This window comes from Bradyrhizobium sp., assembly GCF_035935975.1.
Classification (GTDB): Bacteria; Pseudomonadota; Alphaproteobacteria; order Rhizobiales; family Xanthobacteraceae; genus Bradyrhizobium.
Genome location: NZ_DASYWN010000038.1, coordinates 133,870 through 155,344, shown reverse-complemented (window position 1 = coordinate 155,344; position 21,475 = coordinate 133,870). Strand labels below are relative to the sequence as shown.

General features: G+C 65.4%; 20 protein-coding genes. 11 read left to right on the top strand and 9 right to left on the bottom strand.

Annotated elements, in window-relative coordinates; genetic code table 11:
- Positions 1–76: 76 nt before the first annotated feature.
- Together VGR99_RS21245 and VGR99_RS21240 are read right to left on the bottom strand one after the other, a co-directional pair.
- Positions 77–586, bottom strand: a complete 510-nt coding sequence (locus VGR99_RS21245) for a DUF1465 family protein (protein WP_326901068.1) — start codon at positions 584–586, stop codon at positions 77–79.
- Between the two features lie 497 nt (positions 587–1,083).
- The gene (locus tag VGR99_RS21240) at positions 1,084–1,275 is read right to left on the bottom strand and encodes a DUF1192 domain-containing protein (protein ID WP_326901065.1); all 192 of its coding nucleotides are present in this window, start codon (positions 1,273–1,275) and stop codon (positions 1,084–1,086) included.
- 111 nt (positions 1,276–1,386) lie between these two features.
- Here VGR99_RS21240 and VGR99_RS21235 point away from each other — a divergent pair, with 111 nt between their 5' ends.
- Positions 1,387–2,385 carry an NAD(P)H-quinone oxidoreductase gene (locus VGR99_RS21235; protein WP_326901063.1) on the top strand — a complete coding sequence of 333 codons (999 nt, stop codon included), beginning with the start codon at positions 1,387–1,389 and terminating at the stop codon, positions 2,383–2,385.
- A gap of 139 nt (positions 2,386–2,524) precedes the next feature.
- Positions 2,525–5,401, top strand: a complete 2,877-nt coding sequence (locus VGR99_RS21230; protein WP_326901061.1) for an EAL domain-containing protein — start codon at positions 2,525–2,527, stop codon at positions 5,399–5,401.
- 554 nt (positions 5,402–5,955) lie between these two features.
- Here the strand turns inward: VGR99_RS21230 and VGR99_RS21225 are convergent.
- Positions 5,956–6,204, bottom strand: a complete 249-nt coding sequence (locus tag VGR99_RS21225) for a hypothetical protein (protein ID WP_326901060.1) — start codon at positions 6,202–6,204, stop codon at positions 5,956–5,958.
- 11 nt (positions 6,205–6,215) lie between these two features.
- Positions 6,216–6,473 carry a DUF7662 domain-containing protein gene (locus tag VGR99_RS21220; RefSeq protein WP_326901059.1) on the bottom strand — a complete coding sequence of 86 codons (258 nt, stop codon included), beginning with the start codon at positions 6,471–6,473 and terminating at the stop codon, positions 6,216–6,218.
- Between the two features lie 151 nt (positions 6,474–6,624).
- On the opposite strand from VGR99_RS21220, the gene VGR99_RS21215 reads away from it, so the two are divergent.
- Positions 6,625–8,121, top strand: a complete 1,497-nt coding sequence (locus VGR99_RS21215) for a diguanylate cyclase (RefSeq protein ID WP_326901058.1) — start codon at positions 6,625–6,627, stop codon at positions 8,119–8,121.
- Positions 8,122–8,283: 162 nt separating this feature from the next.
- Here the strand turns inward: VGR99_RS21215 and galU are convergent, their stop codons facing one another.
- A complete protein-coding gene (galU, locus tag VGR99_RS21210) occupies positions 8,284–9,162 on the bottom strand; it encodes a UTP--glucose-1-phosphate uridylyltransferase GalU (RefSeq protein ID WP_326901057.1) in 879 nt (292 codons plus the stop codon).
- A gap of 207 nt (positions 9,163–9,369) precedes the next feature.
- Here galU and VGR99_RS21205 point away from each other — a divergent pair, with 207 nt between their 5' ends.
- Positions 9,370–10,758 (top strand): lytic murein transglycosylase, encoded by a 1,389-nt coding sequence (locus tag VGR99_RS21205; RefSeq protein ID WP_326901252.1) that lies wholly within the window; start codon positions 9,370–9,372, stop codon positions 10,756–10,758.
- A 183-nt stretch (positions 10,759–10,941) separates the two neighbouring features.
- Entirely contained in the window at positions 10,942–12,651 is a 1,710-nt protein-coding gene (locus VGR99_RS21200; RefSeq protein ID WP_326901055.1) for an SGNH family hydrolase, read from the top strand.
- 152 nt (positions 12,652–12,803) lie between these two features.
- On the opposite strand, the gene VGR99_RS21195 is transcribed toward VGR99_RS21200, so the two are convergent.
- On the bottom strand, positions 12,804–13,181 hold the full coding sequence (locus tag VGR99_RS21195) for a CsbD family protein (protein ID WP_326901054.1): 378 nt from the start codon (positions 13,179–13,181) through the stop codon (positions 12,804–12,806).
- Between the two features lie 159 nt (positions 13,182–13,340).
- Positions 13,341–14,078, bottom strand: a complete 738-nt coding sequence (locus VGR99_RS21190) for an SDR family oxidoreductase (RefSeq protein WP_326901051.1) — start codon at positions 14,076–14,078, stop codon at positions 13,341–13,343.
- Positions 14,079–14,177: 99 nt separating this feature from the next.
- Here VGR99_RS21190 and VGR99_RS21185 point away from each other — a divergent pair, with 99 nt between their 5' ends.
- Entirely contained in the window at positions 14,178–14,957 is a 780-nt protein-coding gene (locus VGR99_RS21185) for an SDR family NAD(P)-dependent oxidoreductase (protein ID WP_326901049.1), read from the top strand.
- A gap of 207 nt (positions 14,958–15,164) precedes the next feature.
- On the top strand, positions 15,165–16,052 hold the full coding sequence (locus tag VGR99_RS21180) for a TauD/TfdA family dioxygenase (protein WP_326901048.1): 888 nt from the start codon (positions 15,165–15,167) through the stop codon (positions 16,050–16,052).
- A 176-nt stretch (positions 16,053–16,228) separates the two neighbouring features.
- Here the strand turns inward: VGR99_RS21180 and VGR99_RS21175 are convergent, their stop codons facing one another.
- Positions 16,229–16,873 (bottom strand): YqgE/AlgH family protein, encoded by a 645-nt coding sequence (locus VGR99_RS21175; RefSeq protein ID WP_326901047.1) that lies wholly within the window; start codon positions 16,871–16,873, stop codon positions 16,229–16,231.
- Between the two features lie 142 nt (positions 16,874–17,015).
- Here VGR99_RS21175 and VGR99_RS21170 point away from each other — a divergent pair, with 142 nt between their 5' ends.
- From VGR99_RS21170 to VGR99_RS21155, 4 genes are all read left to right on the top strand, one after another.
- Positions 17,016–17,855 (top strand): protein-disulfide reductase DsbD domain-containing protein, encoded by an 840-nt coding sequence (locus tag VGR99_RS21170; RefSeq protein WP_326901046.1) that lies wholly within the window; start codon positions 17,016–17,018, stop codon positions 17,853–17,855.
- Between the two features lie 150 nt (positions 17,856–18,005).
- Positions 18,006–19,373: an oligosaccharide flippase family protein gene (locus tag VGR99_RS21165; protein WP_326901251.1), complete on the top strand. Its 1,368-nt coding sequence runs from the start codon at positions 18,006–18,008 to the stop codon at positions 19,371–19,373.
- Between the two features lie 51 nt (positions 19,374–19,424).
- On the top strand, positions 19,425–19,598 hold the full coding sequence (locus tag VGR99_RS21160; RefSeq protein ID WP_326901044.1) for a hypothetical protein: 174 nt from the start codon (positions 19,425–19,427) through the stop codon (positions 19,596–19,598).
- A 184-nt stretch (positions 19,599–19,782) separates the two neighbouring features.
- Positions 19,783–20,607 (top strand): sulfite exporter TauE/SafE family protein, encoded by an 825-nt coding sequence (locus VGR99_RS21155; protein ID WP_326901042.1) that lies wholly within the window; start codon positions 19,783–19,785, stop codon positions 20,605–20,607.
- Positions 20,608–20,685: 78 nt separating this feature from the next.
- Here the strand turns inward: VGR99_RS21155 and VGR99_RS21150 are convergent, their stop codons facing one another.
- Positions 20,686–21,474: a 3-hydroxybutyrate dehydrogenase gene (locus tag VGR99_RS21150; RefSeq protein ID WP_063694203.1), complete on the bottom strand. Its 789-nt coding sequence runs from the start codon at positions 21,472–21,474 to the stop codon at positions 20,686–20,688.
- Position 21,475 lies beyond the last annotated feature (1 nt).

The window sequence follows — 21,475 nt, the reverse complement described above, 5'->3', positions numbered from 1 at the left end:
TTGGGGGGACTGTCGTTCCGGGGCGATGCGCAGCATCGAACTATGGTGCGCGCCCCGGAATGACAGAAGATAGACCTTACCGCTCGAACGCGGCCTTCAGCGCGTTGAGGTGCGGCACCAGCGGGTTGCCGATGGCGACGTGCTCGGCCGGCGCGGTGTGGATCGAGGTGTCGAGGCGGCGGACGCGGGCCTGCAGGCTCATCGAGCGGTGGATCAGGTCCTGGAGCTGCGTCGGCAGCTTCTCGATGGTGTCGGTGGGACCGGGATCGGCGGCGCTGAGCTTGACCTTGGTCTTCTCGCGGTTGGCCTGGACCAGCGTCATCTCGCCTTCCTTCACCGCGCGGTGCAGCAGCAGCCACGAGGCGAGTTGCATCAGGCGCGTGGTGAGGCGCATGCTCTCGGTCGCGTAGGTGAGGCTGACGGCGCGATCGAGCGCCTTGGCTTCAGTGCGGCCGGCGCCGTCGAGATAGGCAGCGGTTTCTTCGACGAGGTCCATGCCCTCGCGGAACAGCGTGCCGAACGCCGCAGAATTGGTGAACCGCTCGCTGAGTTGAACGAGAGCGCCGTCGGCCTGCAAACGTTCCATGGTTAACGCCCCTTACGCAACTGTTTACCCACCCGGCTTAGGCGCCGGCTTATGATGAACAAATCATTGCGCGGGCGAGGCGCCGAGTCCAGCGACAAGCGCGGATATGGTTTCCGCGGGTCATTCCTCGGAATTCAACCGAAGGGAGAGGCAAAAAAAGAGCCGCCGGAAGACCGGCGGCTTTGAAAGTTGATAACAGGGAGGCGTCAAACAGAGTGGACAGGAGCCACTCGGTGTCCAAACGAGGACAGCTCCAGTCATAAAGTGAAAAGCTTAATCGACCGTAAACGAACGAATTTTTTGAGGGTTCGTTAGCCATGTCGGCCAAAGGCCGAGCCGCGCCCGTGCCCCGGACGCAGTGCGGCACGAAGTGCTGCGCTGCTGAGCCGGGGCCCAGCTTTTGGGCCGATGAATTTCGAGAGGCATGGGTCCCGGTTCTGCGCGGCAGAGCTACGCGCCGCAGCGCGCCCGGGACACACGAGAGTTGATTGCCGAACCTACGACTTGAAAAAACTGTTCGCCGCATCGCGCGAGGCGCGCTTCTTGGTGGCGGCTTCTTCGAGCCTGGCGATCTCGGTCTTGAGCAGGGTGACGCGCTCGGTCAGTTCCTCCACTGACAAGAGTGAGAGATCCTGTCCGATTTCATGCGTGATCTTCTTGCGCGGGCGGTCGTCGTCTTCGATCGGCATCCTCGTTCCTCCTGCGTTCGCGCCACCACACGGCCGAGGCGGTTGCCAGCTTGGACCGCGCTGGCTAAGCAATGGCCTCGTTCCTCCCGCACCTTTGCTCAAGGACACATCATGGACAAGCTGCCCGCGCAAATGACCGTGGTCGCCATCTCCACTCCCGGCGGACCGGAGGTGCTGGTGCCGGAACAACGCGCCCTGCCGCAGCCCGGCCCCGACGAGATCCTGGTCAAGGTTCAGGCTGCCGGCGTGAACCGGCCCGACGTGGCGCAGCGCTCCGGCGCCTATCCGCCGCCGCCCGGCGCCAGCGACCTGCCCGGCCTCGAGATCGCCGGTGAGGTGGTCGCCGTCGGCAGCAACGCCAAGCGGCACAAGATCGGCGACAAGGTGATGTCGCTGGTCGCCGGCGGCGGTTATGCCCAGTACTGCATCGCCCAGGACGCCCAGGCCATGAGCGTGCCGCCGGCACTCTCGATCAAGGAAGCCGGCGCGCTGCCGGAGACCCTGATGACGGTCTGGCACAACGTGTTCGAGCGCGGCGGCCTGAAGGCCGGCGAGACGCTGCTGATCCATGGCGGCTCCTCCGGCATCGGCACCATGGCGATCCAGCTCGCCAAGGCGTTCGGCGCCAAGGTGTTCGTCACCGTCGGCTCGCAGGACAAGGTCGATGCCTGCCTCAAGCTCGGCGCCGACCGCGCCATCAACTACAAGACCGAAGACTTCGTCGCCGTGATCAGGGAAGAGACCAACAAGGTCGGCGTCAATCTGATCCTCGACATGGTCGCCGGCGAGTATGTCGACCGCAACTATGATGCCGCCGCCATGGACGGCCGCATCGTCCAGATCGCGACCCTCAACGGCCCCAAGATTACCGCCAACATCGCCAAGGTGATGGTCAAGCGCCTGACGCATACCGGCTCGACGCTGCGTCCCCGTAGTAATGCGGACAAGGCGGCGATGGTGGCCGCGATCGAAGCGAAAGTGATGCCGCTCTTGCGCGAAGGCCGGGTCAAACCGCTGATGGACAGCTCTTTCCCGCTGGAAAAGGCATCCGACGCGCACCGGCGCATGGAGACCTCAGCACATATTGGCAAAATTGTGTTGGAGGTCTAGGCCAGCGGCCCACGGGGGACGCCGGAAACCCTTTGATTTTCCTCGCTTTCGTGGCATCTATCGCGTCGCACCGAACCAATTCCGTCCGGTGTGAAATCGTCTTCCACCGAAGAGTTGCGTCGAACGCGGAGAACTGACCTTGCGTCTGATCAGGTGCCTCGCGCCCATCGCGCTGGGCCTCATGATTCTCGTCGCCGCGTATCCTGCGCGCGCGCTCGACGCCGTCAGCGTCCGCAGTGACGCGCCCGCGATCGACCTCACCGGCGTGCTCGAGCATCAGCGCAGCGATGCCGACCGCATCCAGGTCTCGACCGCGCCCGGCACCGACGGCATCGTCCGCCGCATCGAAGTGCGCGCCCGCGAAGGCGGCCAGAACTGGATCGTGTTCGCGCTCGCCAACAACACCGACGACCAGCTCGACCGCCTGATCGTCGCCCCGCATTACCGCATCGTCTCCTCAGGCCTGTTGTGGCCCGACCTTGGTCTCTCACGCATCGCGACCATCACGCCCTCGACGGGCGACCGGCCGGAGCGGCAGGAAAGCCCGACCGCCGACGTGTTCCGCGTCACGCTCGACCCGGGCGCCGTCGTCACCTTCGTCGCGGAACTGCGCACCGACAAGCTGCCGCAGCTCTATCTGTGGGAGCCGGAAGCCTACAAGGACAAGGTCAACTCGTTCACGCTGTACCAGGGCATCGTGATCGGCATCTCCGGCCTGCTTGCGCTGGTGCTGACCATCCTGTTCGTGGTCAAGGGCAGCATCATGTTCCCGGCCGCAGCGGCGCTGGCCTGGGCGGTGCTGGTCTATATCGGCGTCGATTTCGGCTTCTGGGGCAAGGTGCTCGACATGTCGAACAACGCCGAGCGCATCTGGCGCGCGGCAGGTGAGGCGATATTGGCGGCGACGCTGCTGGTGTTCCTGTTCGCCTATCTCAACCTCAGTCGATGGCATGTGCGCTACTCGCACATCACGGTGGGCTGGCTCGCGTTCCTCGGCTCCCTCGTCGCGCTCGCTCTGTTCGATCCGGCCGTCGCCTCCGGCATCGCGCGCATCTCGCTGGTGCTGATCGCCTTCGCCGGCTTCGCGCTGATCGTCTATCTCTCCACCCACGGCTTCGACCGCGCGGTGCTGCTGATCCCGACCTGGTTTCTCCTGGTGGTCTGGGTGGTCGCGGCCGGCATGACGGTTGCGGGTTCCGTCACCAACGACATCGTCGGCCCTGCCCTGCTCGGCGGCCTCGTGCTGATCGTGATGCTGATCGGCTTCACGGTGATGCAGCACGCCTTCGCCGGCGGCGGCGCCACCACCGGCGTCGTCTCCGACATCGAGCGCCGCGCACTGGCGCTGGCCGGTTCCGGCGACCTGATCTGGGACTGGGACGTCTCCGCCGACAAGGTCTTCACCAGCCCCGAGACCGAGGCCCTGCTCGGCCTCAAGCGCGGCACGCTGGAAGGTCCGGCCGCCTCCTGGCTGGAAGTGCTGCACCCGCTCGACCAGGACCGCTTCCGCGCCGCGCTCGACAGCGTGCTCGACCAGCGCCGCGGCCGCCTGGTGCAGGACTTCCGCCTGCGCACGCCCGACGGTCACTTCATGTGGTTCGCGCTGAAGGCGCGCCCGGTGGTCGGCTCGGACGGCGAGGTCTCGCGCGTCGTCGGCACGCTCACCGACGTCACCGAGCTGCGCAACGCCGAGGAACGCCTGCTGCACGATTCCGTGCATGACAATCTCACCGGCCTGCCCAACCGCAAACTGTTCATGGACCGGCTCGGTGCCGTCGCGCATTTCGCCAAGTCGATGCCAACGCTGCGGCCGACGCTGATGGTGATCGACCTCGACCGCTTCAAGCAGGTCAACGATTCCGTCGGCATCGCGGTCGGCGATTCCATCCTGCTGACGCTGGCCCGCCGCCTCACCCGCATCCTGAAGCCGCAGGACACGCTTGCGCGTCTCGCCGGCGACCAGTTCGGCCTGATCCTGCTCTCCGAGCAGGACCCGGCCCGCATCACCGCCTTCGCCGAGACCATCCGGAAGACCATCCGCGCGCCGATCGCCTTCAACGACCGCGAGATTTTTCTCACGGCCTCGATCGGGCTGGCGCTGTCCGATCCGCAGACCCAGCTCACGGACGAGATCATCAAGGACGCCGAGCTCGCGATGTATCACTCCAAGCGCATCGGCGGCGACCGCATCGACGTCTACAAGCCGGCGATGCGGGCACGGAAGACCGACCGCCTCACGCTGGAGAGCGAGCTGCGCCGCGCCATCGAGCGGCAGGAGATCACGATCCTGTACCAGCCGATCGTGCGGCTGGAGGATCGCTCCGTGGCGGGCTTCGAGGCGCTGGCGCGCTGGGATCATCCGAAACTCGGGCGCATGGCGCCGTCGGAATTCATCGGCATTGCGGAAGAGACCGGCCTGATCGTCGATCTCGGCATGTTCGTGCTCGACCAGACCGCGAAGCAGCTCTCGGTGTGGCAGCGCGCGATGCGCTCGCGCGAGCCGATCTTCGCCTCGGTCAACGTGTCGTCGCGGCAGCTTTTGCGCCACGACCTGATCCACGACGTCCGCACCGTGCTGTCGCGCTCCTCGGTCGCGCGCGGCACGCTCAAGCTCGAACTGACGGAATCGCTGGTGATGGAGAATCCGGAGCACGCAGCGCAGATGCTGACACGCATCCGCGAGCTCGGCACCGGCCTGTCGCTCGACGATTTCGGCACCGGTCATTCCTCGCTGGCCTATCTGCAGCGCTTCCCGTTCGACACCATCAAGATCGACCAGTCCTTCGTCCGCACCACCAGCCGCGGCACGCGGCCGGTGATCCTGAAGTCGATCATCGCGCTCGCGCATGATCTCGGCATGGATGTGGTCGCCGAAGGCGCCGAGACCGATTCCGATGCGGTCGAGCTCTACCAGATGGGCTGCGAATACGCGCAGGGCTTCGCCTTCGGCGAGCCGATGGACGCGGACGCCGCGATGCGGCTGCTGACGGAAGTGCGGTTGGAAGCGGCGAGCTAGTCTCTTTCCTCTCCCCCGCTCGAGAGTCCGTTCGCGAAGCAAGCAGGTGATGCATCGGCGCGCTGATGCCGGGCTTGATCCAGATCAATGGGCCCTCCCCGACCGCCACGGAAGATTGCACAACTGCATTCGATCCGGAACAGCGTCGTCATCGAGGTCACTGGGCTCGCCGCCGTCGTTCCCGGAATAAGCGAACCACACGCGTCTCTCTCGGGAGCTACCGATGACCCGGCACCTGTTCTTCGCGATCACCCTCATCAGCACCGGCATGTTCCTTGCCGCATCAGCCGAAGCCGCAACAGTGACAGCCGCTCTATGCGAGGATCGAGGCGCAAATTGCCTCGGCACGTGTGCCGACTACGCCGGTGGGGCCGGTGACGTTCGGGGGCGCCAGAACACATGCGTGCGCGCCTGCGACCGGCAGACGACCAGATGCCTGATACGAACACATGCCGCAGACGACCGCTGGCCCCATAATCGCCAATGAAGGCTGTGGTTTTGCACGTAGGCTGACCGCCCCTTCTCGCGCTTGCGGCGTACCGCATCCAGCTGGCCTACCCTGGCCTCCGCCGCAACCCCATCACCAGCCCAAATCCCGCCAGCAGCGACATCGCGGCGAGGCCGCCCCAGACCATTCCCGCCTGCTCGAGATACACGTCCTGCGAGACCGGATCGAAGCAGCGGCCGAGCTCGTTGAAGCAGTCGCGCCAGCGCCAGTAGCGGGCCTCGAAGGCGAGCGCGAACAGCACGCCCAGGCCGATCAGGGCTGCGCCAAAAATCCCCCTTAGCCAGCGCAGGATCATGCCGCGTCAGCTCACCTGCGCTGCTTCTTCTTCGTGAACCGCACGCTCGCGCCGTCAGGCATCCGCGTCGCCACGAACCCGGCGGCGAGACAGGCTTCGCGCTGCGGCATCTGGATGTCGGGGCTGCGCAGGCTGTCCCACCATGAGGCACGGTTGGCCGCGCGCGGCAGCGCCGCGCCGATGATCTCCTCGATCTGCTCGAAGGTCAGCACGAACTCCGCCTGCTTCTGCCGCATCAGATAGTCGCGCAATGCGTCGTAGTCGTTCACAATCGTCCTCTCGTCCGCAGCCGGATCGCCGATCAGGCCTGCCGAAAATCGTTAGCCGGGTAAACCGCTTCTTAACTCATTGCGACAGCGTCGTCGCGGCTTAAACACTACTCAAGATTTCGGGCGCATCCATCAGGGTCGGGAGCAAACGATGCTGTCTGGATGGCGCGAAGCCATGGCCCGCCGGCCGTGGCGGATTTCGGCGAAACTGCTGATCGTCTCGTCCCTCGTGACGGTGATCGGCTTTTCCGCCATTTGCGTCAACGTCATGCTCGACATGCGCCGCGGCGAGGAGGCGCTGGCCCGCCAGACGCTGGAGAACCTCGCCACCTCCATCGAATCCGACATCAGCCGCAACATCGAGATCTACGATCTGTCGCTGAAGGCGGTGGCGAGCAACATGCTGCTGCCCGAGCTCGCCACGGTCTCGAAAGCGGTCCGTCACCTCATCCTGTTCGATCATGCGACCACGGCGCGGCACTTCGGCGCCATCCAGGTCTACGATGCCGAGGGCAGGCTGACCATCGACGCCTCCGCGCTTGATCCGCGCGCCGAGAACCGCGCCGACGAGGATTATTTCAGGGTTCACCGCGACAATCCCGGCGCGGGCCTCTACATCAGCCGGCCGATGCTGTTCCGCGGCGCCTATTCGATCGTGCTGAGCCGGCGCATCAGCGACACCGACGGCGGCTTCCTCGGCGTCGTGGCCGGCTCGATCCGCTTCAGCTATTTCCACGAATTGTTCGAACGGCTGAACCTCGATCCCGAAGACACCATCACCGTGCTCAAGCGCGACCGCACCATCATGATGCGACGGCCGTTCGATCTCGACGTGATCGGCACGAACCTCGGCGAGCGCCAGGCCTGGAAGGCCGACAATCTGCGTGTCGGCGCATCCTATTCGGGCCAGGGCCCGGTCGATCCGACGCCGCGGCTCTATGCGCGCAGCGGCGACAGCGGGCCGCTGTTCGTCGTCGCCGGCAAGCCGTTGAGCGCCGTGTTCGACCTCTGGCGCAAGGAGGCCATTCGCATCGGCGCCGTGGTGCTGCTGCTCGCGCTGTTCCTGCTGGGATCCTCGATCGTGCTCGCGCGCGAGATCGGCCGGCGCGCCGAAGCCGAGAGCAAGCTCGAGGAGATGGCGACGACGGACGCACTCACGGGCCTGAAGAACCGGCGCAAGTTCGATACCGTGATCGACAGCGAGTGGCGGCGCGCGATGCGCCAGAAAGCGCCCATCGCGCTGCTCATGATCGATGCCGATCACTTCAAGGCCTACAACGACACGTTCGGCCACCAGGCCGGCGACCAGGTGCTGGTCGGCATCGCCATCTGCATTTCCGATTCGGTCAGCCGCGCCGGCGATTGCGCCGCGCGCTATGGCGGCGAGGAATTCGCGGTGCTGCTGCCGAACACCTCGGCCACCGACGCCTTCAAAGTCGCCGAGGCGATCCGCGGCAAGGTGCAGGGCTGGTCCGACGACCAGACGGCCTCGACCGTCTCCTGCGGCATCGCCAGCCTCGTTCCCGCCATCGGCATGGACTGGACCGTGCTGGTCGCCGCCGCCGACAAGGCGCTCTATGCGGCGAAGGCGGGCGGGCGCAACCAGTCGGTGGTCGCGAGCCTGCCGAAGCTGTCGCTGGTGGCGTGAGGTCCCTCGGTGTCGTCCCCGCGAACGTGGGGACCCATACCGCGGAATCTATCGATCGTTGCCGGTCACAATACCGAACGACGAGTCTTCGCCAAACTACTCCCTGTGGTTATGGGTCCCGGATCTGTGCTTCGCTTGTCCGGGACGACACAGAGTATTTGGCTACGACTGCCCCAGATACTTCTTCATCTCGGCGATCAACCCGTCGCGCAGCTCGGGCCGCTTCAGGCCGTAGGCGATGTTGGCGCGGAGGAAGCCGGGCTTGGAGCCGCAATCGTGGCGCTCGCCCTCGAACTCGACGCCGTAGAATTTTTGCGTCTTGGCAAGGCCGATCATGGCGTCGGTGAGCTGGATCTCGCCACCGGCGCCGCGCTCCTGCGTCTCCAGGATCTTGAAGATCTCGGGCTGCAGGATGTATCGGCCGGTGATCGAGAGGTTGGAGGGCGCGGTGCCCTTGGCCGGCTTCTCGACCATGCCGTCGACCTCGAACATCTTGCCGGTGCGCTTGCCGACGCCGCAAATGCCGTATTGATGGGTGAGATGGTCGGGCACGGCCTCGACCGCGATGACGTTGGACTTCTCGCCGAGCTTGTTGGCGGTCTCGATCATCTGCTTCAGGCAGCCGGGCGTGTTGAGCACGAGCTCGTCGGGCAGCACGACCGCGAACGGCTCGTCGCCGACGATGTCGCGCGCGCACCAGACCGCATGGCCGAGGCCGAGCGGCGCCTGCTGGCGGGTGAAGCTGACGGCGCCGGCTTCCGGCTGGTTCTGCGCCAGGATCTCCTGTTCGGCCTTCTTGCCGCGCTGGCTAAGCGTCGTGTCGAGCTCGAACATCTTGTCGAAATGATCTTCGATGACGTTCTTGTTGCGGCCGGTGACGAAGATGAAATGCTCGATGCCGGCTTCGCGCGCCTCGTCATAGACGTACTGGATCAGCGGCTTGTCGACGATGGTCAGCATTTCCTTCGGCATCGCCTTGGTGGCGGGCAGGACGCGGGTGCCAAGGCCGGCGACGGGGAATACGGCTTTGCGAATTTTCATGGGATTGATCGAATACCTGAGGAGATACGTGACGGGAGCAATGTCATCTTGCTAGCCTGTTTGCAGCCGCTAACAAAGGCGGATGTGGGGCCTCGCGATCACAGAGTTAAGAAAAAAGCAGCCAACAAAATTTCACCTTTGTTAAGCTATTGGCAACCGTAACCGGGCCTCCTGAGGGCGGATTTCTGGCCGGACGGGTGAGGTATGATGCAATCAATGGCAGGGCTGGCAAAACGTGCTGGATTTGTGACCGGCGTAACTCTAGCTGCCTTGCTGCTGCCGGCTTCCGCGCACGCCCAGGCGCAGAACGGCCTCTCCAACCTGTTCGGCGGCATTTTCTCCGGCTCCAATCCGGCACCAGCGCAAGCCCCGCCCGGCCCCGGCGGCGCGCAAACTGGAGCGTTGCCCTGGACCGGCGAGGACGGCGCCTCCGGCCATCCGCTGATGACGGCCGCGGCGATCCGCGAGGCGGCAGGCAATTTCGACAATTGCGTTGCGGGGATGTGGCCGGATGCCGCACGCCGCAACATCACGCAGGAGAATTTCCAGCGCTTCACCGCCGGGCTCTCGCCCGACCTGCGCATCATGGACCTGATGGACTCGCAGCCCGAGTTCACCAAATCGATCTGGGATTATCTCGACATCCTCGTGAACGACAACCGCCTCGCCAAGGGCCGCGAGGTGCTCGCCAAATACAAGGCGCAGTTCGACGCCACCGAGAAGGCCTATGGCGTCGATCGCTACATCATCGCCTCGATCTGGGGCATCGAGTCCAACTACTCGACGCAGATGGGCGACCGCAGCGTGCTGCAATCGACCGCGACGCTCGCCTGCATCGGCCGCCGCCAGGCCTATTTCAAGGACGAGTTCCTCTCGGCGCTGGAGATCCTCAACCGCGGCGACCTCAGGCCCGAGCAGATGCGCGGCTCCTGGGCCGGCGCGTTCGGTCCGACCCAGTTCATGCCGACCGCATTCAAGCGCTTTGCCGTGGACGGCGATGGCGACGGACGGCGCGACGTCGTCGACAACCCCACCGACCTGATCGCCTCCACCGCCAACAATCTCAAGAAGGACGGCTGGCAGGCCGGCCAGACCTGGGGCTTCGAGGTCGCAGTTCCCCAGGGCTTCAACTACATGCTGGCCGACCGCGCCAAGGCGATGACGATCGCGCAATGGGAGAAGCTCGGCATCAAGCGCCCGAGCGGCCAGCCCTTCCCGCACCCGGCGGAGAAAGCCTATCTGCTGGCGCCCGCCGGCGCACAGGGCCCGGGCTTCCTGATGCTGCAGAACTACCGGGTCATCATGAAGTACAACCCGGCCGAGGCCTATGCGCTCGCGATCGGCCATTTCGCCGATCGCCTGCGCGGCGGCCAGCCCTTCGTGCAGCCCTGGCCGCGGCAGGAACGGGAGCTGTCGCGCACCGAGCGGCTGGAACTGCAGCAGCTGCTGGCCCAGCGCGGCTTCTACAAGGGCACCCCGGACGGCCAGTTCGGCGGCCAGACTCGGGAGGCGCTGCGCAATTTCCAGGCCTCGATCGGGGTCCCCGCCGACGGATTTGCCTCCTCCGACGTGCTGGACCGGCTGCGCGGGCGGTAAAATCGCGCCGAAAGTAACCCTGAACTGGGATTTTGCCCGGCAGCCTTGACGGGAGCGGCTGTTCCCCGGTGTATGGGGTCAAGAATCTGTCAAAGAATCTGCGACGGAACCTGCCCGTTTGGCGCCTGATTCCGTTATTATAACGAACCAGTTCCGATCCCCATTGCGCGTGCCCGAGATCGCATGTCGAAGCCAAAGTCCTTCTTCAAGGCGCTGACCGAGACCGGCCCGTTGATCGCGCTGGGGACGGCGGTTGCGATTCTGGTGTCGGTCGCAGGACCCGCCTCGGCGCAGTTCTTCAACTTCCCCGGCTTCGGCGGTCCGCCGCAGCGCCAGGCCCCGCCGCCGCGCAACGGCGGAGGCGGTGGTGGCGGCTGGTTCGGCGGCGACTTCTTTGCGCCGTTCCAGCAACAACAGCCGCAGGCGCCGCGCCAGGACTTTTCGCGCGCGCCGTCACCGGCCAAGCGCGACACCATTCCCGACAAGAACGTGCTGGTGATCGGCGACGCCATGGCCGACTGGCTCGCCTATGGCTTAGAGGACGCCTACAGCGAGCAGCCCGACATGGGCGTGATCCGCAAGCACAAGACCACGTCCGGCCTGATCAAGTACCAGCCGAAGGGCGAGCCCTCGGATTGGGCGGCCGCGGCCAAGGGCATTCTCGAGACCGAGAAGCCCGACGTCATCGTCGTCATGCTCGGCCTCAACGACCGCAGCGCGATCCGCGAGCCGGTGACGGAAAAATCCGACAAGGCTTCGGACAAGGACAAGAAGAACGACAAGGGCGCGCGCGCCAAGCCACCGGCCAAGCCCGGCGAGGCCAAGCCCGATGCTGCCGCGAAACCGGACGACAAGCCTGCCGACGCCGATCTGCCGCAGGACGACGCCGACAATGCCGATACGCCGGCCGCAGCGCCCGAGAAGACCGCGCGCAATCCGAACGGCCTCTACGAATTCCGCGACGAGCGCTGGGTCGAACTCTACGGCAAGAAGATCGAAGAGCTCGCCAACGTCCTGAAGTCCAAGGGCGTTCCGGTGCTCTGGGTCGGCCTGCCGGCGATCCGCGGCCCGAAGGGCACCGCGGACATGCTGTTCCTGGATTCGCTCTACCGCGAAGGCGCGGCCAAGGCCGGCATCACCTACGTCGACGTCTGGGACGGCTTTGTGGATGAGGCCGGCCGCTTCCTGCAGAAGGGCCCGGACTTCGAAGGCCAGATCCGCCAGCTCCGCAGCTATGACGGCGTCTACTTCACCAAGCCGGGCGCGCGAAAGCTCGCGCACTATGTCGAGCGCGAGATCACGCGCCTGCTCGCGGGTCGCTCCGGCCCGATCGCGCTTCCGAGCGAACCGGCGACGCCCGACACCAGCGCCGAGCCCGGCAAGCCCGCGCCACGGCCGCTCGCCGGCCCGATCGTGCCCCTGATCGCGGCCTCGATCACGACCGATCAATTGCTGGGCGGACCGGGCTCGCGTCCCGCCGCCGTCGATGCGCTCGCTGCGAAGACGATGGTGAAGGGTGAGCCGCTGTCGGCGCCGGCCGGCCGCGCCGACGATTATGCCTGGCCGCGCCGCGAGGTCGGCCGCGAGCAGGCCAAGGGCGATACGCCGATGGCCGCGACGACGCCTGAGGGCGGCACGCCGAATGCATCGGGCACGCCCGGTGCAGCCGCGGCGATCGCGCCCCCCAAGCCGCTCGCGCCGAAGAAGCCGCCGCCGGTGGTGCAGCAGCCGGCGCAGGCGCAGCCTTCATTCCGCGATTTCTTCGGCTTCGGCTCGCCGCAGCCGGCACCGCGCCAACTCGCACCGGCGCCGCGTAATCCGAATCCCAATGCCAATCCCTGGATTCCACGTCCGCCGGCTAACGTCGGGCGCTCGGCCGAGATGTTCCGGTAGCCTTGTGTCCCGGACGCGCTGCAGCGTGTAACGCTGCTGCGCTGAGCCGGGACCCAGCCGTCTCACGACATTCACAAAAATATGGGCCCCGGCTCAGCAGCGCAACACTGCGTGCTGCGCTGCGTCCGGGGCACGAGAGACGTGGCTTCGGCTCAGCTGTAATAACGCCAGCGCGACGGCGGAGGGCGGCGCGCGGGGCGCGACATCAGCAGCGCCAGCGCAAAGCCGATGCCGCCGGCGATGAGCAGCGCACCGAGCGGATTGTCCTGCACCTTCTTCGACAGCGCCTGCGTGCCGTCGCGAAAAGTCTCGCCGCTGTTGTCATAGGCGTCCTTGGCATAGCTCGCCGCGGTGTCGGTGGCATCGCGCACGGCGTCCTTGGCCTGGCCGTAGAGATTCTGCACGGTGCCGGCGGCTTCGCGCGCCTTGCCCGACGCCTGGGTCTGCGCATCGCCCGCCATGTCTCCGATGGCGCCTTCCGCACGTCCGGCGAATTCCTTGGCCGATCCGACGATCCGATCCTTGTCCATGATGCTCCTCCTCGGGGGTCTGCCCAAGTAACCGATCAGGAGGGGCGCAGTTCCAAGTGATGACGAAAGTGTAGAAGGCGTAGTGCGTAGCCCGGATGAGCGAAGCGACATCCGGGACTTTGCTTGCACCGTTCCCGGGTATCGCTGCGCTCACCCGGGCTACAGAATAAGCCCGCCGTCGACGACCAGCGTCTGTCCGATGATGTACGACGACAGTGGCGAGGCCAGGAACAGCGCCGCGCCCGCCATGTCGGCCGGCGTGCCCAGGCGCCGCAACGGAATGCGCGACAAGGCGCCTTCGAGCCGCTTGGGATTGTCGGTCGTCACCTTCGTCATCTTGGTGTCGACGAGGCCGGGCGCGATGCCGTTGACCCGGATGCCGTCCTCTGCCCAGGCCTCGCCCAGCGTGCGCGTCAGTCCGACCGCGCCGGTCTTGGAAGCGTTGTAGGCGGGATTGCCCATGGTGGAATGATAGGCCGCGGTCGAGGACACCATGATCAGCGCGCCCTTCGAATCCCGCAACATGGAATGAAAGCGCGTCGCGCACGCCATCAGGCTCATGAGGTTGACCTCGACGACCTTGCGGAAGCCCACCATCTCGAACTCGCCGCGGCGATAGATCACCGCGCCCTGCGCAAGCACGAGGATGTCGAGCCGGTCGAACGACGGCTTGAAGGCTTCGATCGCACCGGGGTTGCCGACATCGAGCTGCGCATAAGCGAGGCCTGAGAGATCGGAGCCTTCCTCCGCCGAATATTCCGCTGCACGAGCACGCGTGCCGCACACCGCAACTGCTGCGCCTCTCACGCGAAAAGCTTGCGCGATGCCGTTGCCGATGCCGCTGGACCCGCCGACGACCAGCACCTGCTTGTCTGAGAAATCCAGCTCGTTCGCCATCGCGGCCTCCCCATTGTTTTGCTTGTTTGACCTGTCTGCGGATCGGTGCCAGCCTTGTCAATCTCATAACAACAAACAAGACGGCGCGAGGAAACAGCCATGTCGGAGTTCAAAGAGCTCAGCCGGTCGGTGAAGGGCCTGACCGTACTCGTCACGGGCGCAGCGAGCGGCATGGGGCGCGCCACGGCGCGCGTGTTCGCAAGCGAAGGCGCGAACGTTGCCGTCACCGATTATGACGAGCAAGGTGCGCATGCTGTTGCGAAGGAGATCGCGGGAAGCGGCGGCTCAGCGAAAGCGTGGAAGCTCGACGTTGCCGATGGCGGCGAGATCAAGCACGTGGTCGGCGATGTCGCCGCGCATTTCGGTGGGCTCGACATCATCGTCAACAATGCCGGCATCTCCGTGCGCGTCGCGATCGACGACGAGGCTTATGAAGATGCCTGGGCGAAGGGCCTCGCGGTGATGCTGACGGCGCATCCGCGCATCATCCGCGCCGCATTGCCGCACCTGCGCAAGTCGAACAGCCCGCGCATCGTCAACATCGCCTCGACCGAGGCACTCGGCGCCACCGCATTGCACAGCCCCTATTCGGCGGCGAAGGGCGGCGTCGCCAGCCTCACGCGCTCGCTCGCGGTCGAGCTCGGCCGCGAGGGCATCACCGTCAACTGCATCTGCCCGGGACCGATCCGCACAGGGATCACCGACCGCATCTCGGAAGAGCACAAGACGATCTACGCCAAGCGCCGCACCGCACTCGGCCGCTACGGCGACCCGGAAGAGGTCGCGCATATGACGCTGAGCCTGTGCCTGCCGGCGGCGTCGTTCCTCACCGGCGCGGTGATCCCGGTCGACGGCGGGTTGATGGCGCGGAATGCGTGAGCGGCGTCAAAGGTGCGTAGCCCGGATGAGCGAAGCGACATCCGGGACCTTGCATGCACCGTTCCCGGGTATCGCTGCGCTCGCCCGGGCTACATCGTGCCCGCTACGGGCAGCCATGCGCACCAAGCGTTGACAACCACCGGTGCGAGAGTAGCTTTTTCGGCAGCAGAGCGGGACCAACCGCTCGCGGTTCGCGGGAGAAACACCATGACGATCGCCATCCGGCAGCTTCAGACGCATTTTGTCGGCGAGGTTTCCGGCCTCGACCTGCGAAAGCCGCTCACGCCGGACGAGGCGCGCGAGGTCGAGGCCGCCATGGACAAGTATGCGGTACTTGTCTTCCACGACCAGGACATCACTGATGAACAACAGATGGCCTTCGCGCTGAACTTCGGTCAGCGCGAGGATGCGCGCGGCGGCACGGTCACGAAGGAGAAGGATTACCGGCTCCAGTCCGGCCTGAACGACGTTTCCAATCTCGGCAAGGACGGCAAGCCGCTGGCGAAGGACAGCCGCACGCATCTGTTCAACCTCGGCAATTGCCTGTGGCATTCCGATAGCTCGTTCCGGCCGATCCCGGCAAAGTTCTCGCTGCTGTCGGCGCGCGTCGTGAACCCCAAGGGCGGCAATACCGAGTTCGCCGACATGCGCGCGGCCTATGGCGCGCTCGACGACGAGACCAAGGCGGAGATCGAGGATCTCGTCTGCGAGCACTCGCTGATGTATTCGCGCGGATCCCTCGGCTTCACCGAATACACCGACGACGAGAAGCAGATGTTCAAGCCGGTGCTGCAGCGGCTGGTGCGGACGCACCCGGTGCATCGCCGCAAGTCGCTGTACCTGTCATCGCATGCCGGCAAGATCGTCAGCATGAGCGTGCCGGAGGGACGGCTGCTGCTGCGCGATCTCAATGAGCACGCCACGCAGCCCGAATTCGTCTACGTCCACAAATGGAAGCTGCATGACCTCGTGATGTGGGACAACCGCCAGACCATGCACCGCGTCCGCCGCTACGACCAGTCGCAGCCGCGCGACATGCGCAGGGCAACGGTGGCGGGGACCGAGCCGACGGTGCAGCAGCAGGCGGCGGAGTAGCGACGCTCAGCGCTACTCAGCAATCCGTGTCATCGCCCGCGAAGGCGGGCGATCCAGTATTCCAGAGGCCGGTATTGGAGAACTCGCTCTCACCACATCTGCTGCGGCGTACTGGATGCCCCGGTCAAGCCGGGGCATGACGGCGGCGGGTGGGGCGAAGACAGCGGAGGCTAACGCTACGCGTGCCCGGCCTCGTTCGAGAGCATGCCGGGGTCGATGCCGATCTTGCGCAGGGCGCGGCCGTATTTCTCATCGACATCGTCGCCGAAGATCAGATCCGCATCGGCGTCGCAGTGCAGCCAGCCGTTGCTCTGGATCTCGGTCTCGAGCTGGCCCGGCGCCCAGCCGGCATAGCCGAGCGCGAGGATGGCGTGCTTGGGGCCGGAGCCGTTGGCGATCGCGCGCAGGATGTCGACGGTCGCGGTGAGGCAGACGCCGTCATCGATCCGCAGCGTCGCATTCTCGATGTAGAAATCGCTGGAGTGCAGCACGAAGCCGCGGCCGGTATCGACCGGGCCGCCGCGCAGCACTTTCATGCTCTCGGCATTCTCGGGCAGCTTGATGTGCTCGCCCTTCTTGATGATGCCGAGCTGCTGCAGCAGCTCGGGGAAGTCGATGCTGCCGGCGGGATGATTGACGATGATGCCCATCGCACCTTCCGCCGAATGGGCGCAGAGATAGATCACCGAGCGCTCGAAGCGCTCATCGCCCATCACGGGCATTGCGATCAGCAGCCGGCCGTCGAGATAGCCCCCCGAATTGGGGAGCGCCGGGCCCGCGCTGCGGGTGCTTTCGCCCGTTCTCTTGCCTGTGGGAGCCATCGGTAAAGCACTCCGGTTTCAATTCCTATCCTGATGTCGGGCCGGGCCGCTGTCAAATCAAGGCTTGCAGAGACTTGATTCGAATGCATCCATCACAAGCAATTCAATGGTTTGCCCCGGGGCGACCCTGTAAAGACGTGCCATGCTCACACAAGTTCCCCTGCGTGCGGCGATTGGCGTCGCGACAACCCTGCTTGCGTCGTCGCTGGCGATGGTAGCCCGTGCCGATGATTCTTCACCATGGCAGCGTGACGGACATTCCGCGGTGCGGCTGCTGGCGGGCTCGCGCAGCGGTGCTGTGCTGCTCGGCGGTATCGCCTTCCAGCTGCAGCCCGGCTGGAAGACCTATTGGCGCATACCGGGCGATTCCGGCGTGCCGCCGCGGTTCGACTTCTCGAAGTCGGACAATGTCGAGGCGGTGACGGTGATGTGGCCGGCACCGCTGAAGTTCGACGACGGCGCGGGCGGCCATTCGATCGGCTATCACGACCAGATCGTGCTGCCCCTGCGCATCGTCGCCAAGGCCGCCGACAAGCCGGTGACCCTGCGCGCCGAGATCAACTACGCGGTGTGCGAGAAGCTCTGCATTCCCGTCGACGCCAGTGTCGAGCTCGGCTTCAACAACGTCGCCTCGACCGAGGACGCCAATCTGCGTGCCGCGCTCGACACCGTGCCGAAGCCCGCCACGATCGGCGATCCCAACCCGCTCACCATCCGAGACGTCAAGCGCGACGGGCCCAAGAACGTGCTGGTCGACGTGGTCGTGCCCGACAGCCGCAACGTCCATCTGTACGTGGAAGGGCCGACGCTCGATTGGGCGTTGCCGATCCCGGAGCCGGTCAAGGAGAGCCCGCCAGGCGTGAAGCGGTTTTCGTTCGAGCTCGACGGCCTGCCGCCGGGCGCCAAGCCCGACGGTGCAGCGCTGAAATTCACGCTGGTCGGGCCGGAGAAGTCGTACGAGTTCAATACGAATTTGGAGTGAGGCCGGCTGTCGTCCCGGGGGGCGCCAAGCGCGAGCCCGGGACGACACCGAGTATGGGAACCCCCACCCAACCGAATCTTAACGAATGGTTGCTAAGCCCCAAGGCCACCGCAGCAGGCCTGCCGCATGCGGATGCCTTGGGGACTCTTCGTGGCCGTGATGGATGCAGAACCCGCAACGACCGGACCGGCCGGGCTGATCGCGCGGCTGCGCGGCAAGCTGACGGGCGGGTCGAGCGAAGCGTCGCTGACGCGGCGGCTGGCGGGCACCATCTTCATCATCCGCGTGATCAGCGCGGGACTTGCCTATTTCTCGCAAGTGCTGCTCGCGCGCTGGATGGGCACGTCCGACTACGGCATCTATGTCTATGTCTGGACCTGGGTGCTGTTGCTCGGCAGCATGATGGATCTCGGCATCGCCGCCTCCGCACAGAAGATCATTCCTGAATACCGCAGCAGCGGCGATCACGCACTGCTGCGCGGCTTTCTCTCCGGCAGCCGCTGGCTGGTCTTCGCCGTCTCGACGCTGGTGTCGCTGGGCCTTGCCGGAATCGTCAAACTGCTGTCACCCTGGATCAATCCGGCCGAGGAGCTGCCGCTCTATATCGGCTGCATGACGCTGCCCGCCTTCGTCGTCGCCAACACCCAGGACGGCATCGCGCGCTCGCATGACTGGATGCAGCTCGGCCTGATGCCACAATTCATCATCCGCCAGGCGCTGATCATCGGCATCACGGCCTCTGCCTTCCTGCTCGGTTATCATCTCGGCGCGGTTGCGGCGATGGTCGCGAGCGCCGGCGCCGTGTGGATCGCGATGACCGGGCAGATGGTGGTGCTGAACCGCAAGCTCGCCGATCATATCGAGCCCGGCCCCAGGGCTTACGACATCGGCGGCTGGCTCGCGGTGTCGCTGCCGATCCTGCTGGTCGAGAGCTTCTATCTGCTCTTGTCCTACACCGACGTGCTGGTGCTGCAACAATTCCGCCCGTCCGACGAGGTCGGCGTCTATTTCGCCGTGGTGAAGACGCTGGCGCTGGTGTCCTTCATCCACTACGCGATGGCGGCGACGACGGCGCATCGCTTCGCCGAATACAACGCCAGCGGCGACAAGGCGCGGCTGTCGGCCTATGTCGCCCATGCCATCAACTGGACGTTCTGGCCGTCGCTGGCGGCGACCATCGTGCTGCTCGCGCTCGGCAAGCCGCTCTTGTGGCTGTTCGGACCGCAGTTCACGATCGGCTACGACATAATGTTCGTCGCCGCAATCGGCCTCGTGGTGCGCGCTGCGATCGGCCCTGTGGAGCGGCTGCTCAACATGCTGGGCCAGCAGAAGATCTGTGCGCTGGCCTACGCGCTGGCCTTCGTGATGAACGTCGTGCTCTGCATCGCGCTGGTGCCGCGCTTCGGCGGCCACGGCGCCGCGGCCGCGACCTCGATCTCGCTCACCTTCGAGACCGTGCTGCTGTTCTGGATCGTGCGGCAGCGGCTCGGCCTGCATGTGCTGGCGTTTGGGCGCTAGCGGGTTTGATGCGAATGGAACTTGCAGCGATGGTCTGATACCCTTCAGCCTATGGCGAAGCGCGACCAAACAATCCCTCCTCAAGATGTACGCGATGGCGGCGAGTACTATGCCACCGCGGATGAGCTGCGGATGATCGATGCCGCCTTAGCTTCCATAGATCGCGGCGAGGTTGCGACCGAGAGCGAGGTCAAGGCAGCCTTCGCAAGATTTCGCCGCGACTGAAATCCTCCGCGAGGATCGGGCGAAACGCGCATGTCGCGGAAGGTCCGAAATTTAGATAAAACGACCTGTCATCGTCGCCCCGCAGCACAATTTTTCTTATTGCTCCCGGATGATTGCACGCTAAGGGAAATTTATTCTACGTCATATTGCCCAAGTGACGAGATGAACCTAAGATTCCCCAGACATGATTGACCCGCTCTACGTCGCCTCCGGTTTCGGCGTCGGCCTGCTTGTCGGAATGACCGGCGTCGGCGGTGGCTCGCTGATGACGCCGCTGCTGATCCTGCTGTTCGGCATCCATCCCGCCACGGCCGTCGGGACCGACCTGCTCTATGCGGCCGCCACCAAGACCGGCGGCAGCGTCGTGCATGGCTGGTCGCGCAGCGTGCACTGGCCGGCGGTGCTGCGGCTCGCCTGCGGCAGCATTCCGGCGAGCGCGCTGACGCTGCTGGTGCTGTGGAAGCTCGACCTCAAGAGCGATTCCGAGCGCGACCTCGTCAACCTCGTGCTGTGCTTCGCGCTGCTGCTGACCGCGACGTCGCTGATCTTCCGCAAATCGATCATGGAGCGCTATCGCAAGCGCCTCCAGCAGGTCGACGAACGCACCACGGCGATTGCGACCGTCGTCACCGGCATCGTGCTCGGTGTGCTGGTCTCGATCTCGTCGGTCGGCGCCGGCGCAGTCGGCGTGACCGTGCTGCTGCTGCTCTATCCGCGCCTGCCGATGGCCACCATCGTCGGCTCCGACATCGCCCACGCCGTGCCGCTGACGCTGGTCGCCGGCACCGGGCACTGGCTGCTCGGCTCAGTGGATTGGGCCCTGATGGGAGTTTTGCTGATGGGCTCGCTGCCGGGCATCATCGTCGGCAGCTACAGCGCAACGCGCGTCCCCGAAACGGTGCTGCGCCTGACGCTGGCCTGCGTGCTGTTCGTGGTCGCCGGCAAGATCATGTTCGCGGAACTGAATCTGTCGTCCGCGATCGTGACGGCGCTGGCCTGGACGCATTGAGCAGAGAGCGGCATCGAGCCGTTCAACGAAAAACGGCGGGATCCGGTCCCGCCGTTTGCGTTGCTCGTTCCGGAACGCCTACTCCGCGGTCCAGCCGCCGTCGATCGACAGGTTGGTGCCGGTGATCTGCGCGGCATCGTCGCCGCACAGGAACAGCGCCAGCGCCGCGACCTGCTCGGACGTCACGAACTCCTTGGTCGGCTGCGCGTCGAGCAGCACGTCGTTGATGACCTGCTCGCGCGTCAGGTTGCGCGCCTTCATGGTGTCGGGGATCTGCTTCTCCACCAGCGGCGTCCAGACATAGCCCGGGCTGATGCAGTTGCAGGTGATCTTGTGGGTCGCCACTTCCAGCGCGACGGTCTTGGTCAGGCCGGCGATGCCGTGCTTGGCCGACACATAAGCCGACTTGAAGGGCGAGGCGACCAGCGAGTGCGCCGATGCCGTGTTGATGATGCGGCCCCAGCCCTTCTTCTTCATGCCGGGCACCGCGGCGCGGATGGCATGGAAGGCCGAGGACAGGTTGATCGCGATGATCTGGTCCCACTTCTCGACCGGAAACTCCTCGATCGGCGAGACGAACTGGATGCCGGCATTGTTGACGAGGATGTCGACCGAGCCGAACGACTTCTCGCCCAGCGCGATCATCCCGGCGATCTCGGCCGGCTTGGTCATGTCGGCGGGCGAGTAGACCGCCTTGACGCCGAAATCCGACTCGATCTTGGCGCGCTCCTTCTCGATGTCCTCCGGCGAGCCGAAGCCGTTGATCACGACATTGGCGCCGGCGGCGGCGAAGGCGCGCGCATAAGCAAGCCCGATGCCGCTGGTCGAACCGGTTACGACGGCGTTCTTGCCTGACAGAGTACCCATC